The organism is Kineosphaera limosa NBRC 100340, assembly GCF_000298215.1.
GTDB lineage: Bacteria > Actinomycetota > Actinomycetes > Actinomycetales > Dermatophilaceae > Kineosphaera > Kineosphaera limosa.
In genome coordinates, this window is record NZ_BAHD01000158.1 from 1 (window position 1) to 1,383 (window position 1,383).

At 58.3% G+C, this 1,383-nt stretch carries 2 protein-coding genes; one reads left to right on the forward strand and one right to left on the reverse strand.

From position 1 onward, the window contains the following. The first annotated feature begins 229 nt into the window (after positions 1-229). Complete coding sequence (locus KILIM_RS24270) at positions 230-889, forward strand: hypothetical protein (protein WP_157551898.1); 660 nt, start codon at positions 230-232, stop codon at positions 887-889. Positions 890-925: 36 nt separating this feature from the next. Here the strand turns inward: KILIM_RS24270 and KILIM_RS21835 are convergent. Further along, on the reverse strand, positions 926-1,383 hold a 458-nt coding region (locus tag KILIM_RS21835), incomplete at its 5' end, for an IS630 family transposase (RefSeq protein WP_006594942.1).

Genomic DNA, 1,383 nt, shown 5'->3' on the forward strand with positions numbered 1-1,383 from the left:
CCGCAACAGCGACCTTCCACACGCTCGACCTCATCCGCATGCACCGCGATCACCAGATGTACGAGTGGATGGTCGTTGAGCAGCTGCCCCTCAACGGTCAACCGACGACCGGCGTCGGGTGATCAGACAGCAGCGATTGGGATCGCAAGGATCAGCATCCGAGCGGCCGCTCAGATTCCGCCTGGGTCGATGAACCCTTCTCAATGGCGTTCTCTGGTTGAATGAAAAAGTGAAGATCGACTGGACTTTGACAACCCCTGCCCTTGTTACAGGCGTTGGGACCTTGATTGCACTCATGGTCTGGCTCTTGTCGCTAGCCAAGGAGCGCGCCAGCCTACGTGTTGCCGAGGTGAATCTTCGCGCAGCACTGGTCCAACAGATGGCCGAAGTTATCGCGCAGACGATCGCCGACTGCAGATTTATCGTCGCCTCCCAGTTTGACAAGGGCGTCACAGAGGTGCCCAACTTTCGGACAGTTCGCAGGAACCTTCTGCAACACCAGGCCGGAATTCGCGTTCAGTTGATTGCATACTTCCCGGCTGAGGGTCAGTTAGGCATCGTTGATGCCTGGGACAGACTTACGCGAGCAGTGAATGCATTCAATCTTCTCGCAAGCAAAGGTGAGCCTCAGCGGGCGCTCCATGCCGACATAATTCATGACTTCATCAAATATGCCGAAGGGAAGCAATGGCTACCTCCGAGCGAGTATACGCAACGATCTCAACCCGTTGACTGTGAAGCGATCAAGAAGTGGGCTCCAGGATACGACGCGTCCTACTATCAGATCGGTCACGTCCTATTGAAGTGCGTGTACCCAATAGCGGAGAATGTAATGAAGGCGCCACCAAGTCCGGTATTCGCGCTGAAGCTTATGGACAGGTGGCGATGAAGGTAGTGCTCTTGCGGCGTGCCGATCGCGCCATACCTAGTGGCCCGTGTTTGAAGTTGTTTGACGGTTGGCTTTCTTGAGGATGTCGTCGGCGGTCTTGGTCCAGACGAAGGGGTGTTTGCGGTCGTTCCAGCCGGTGATGAAGGCGCGGATTTTGGCGTTGAGTTCGGCGACGGAGCCGAAGGTGCCGCGGTGGATGGCTTGGCGTTCGATGATGCCGAACCAGACCTCGACGAGGTTGAGCCAGGATCTTGAGGTCGGCGTGAAGTGGACGTGGACGCGGGGGTTGGCGGCGAGCCAGTCGCGGATCTCGATCCTCTTGTGCGCGGCGTAGTTGTCCATGACCAGGTGCAGCTGCTGATCGGGGTAGGCCTTGGCGACCTGTTTGAGGAAGGCCAGGAACTCCTGGTGTCGATGTCGGGGCTTGCATGCCGCGGTGACCTGCCCGGTCGCGATCTCCAGCGCCGCGAACAGGGTCGTCGTCCCGTGCCGGC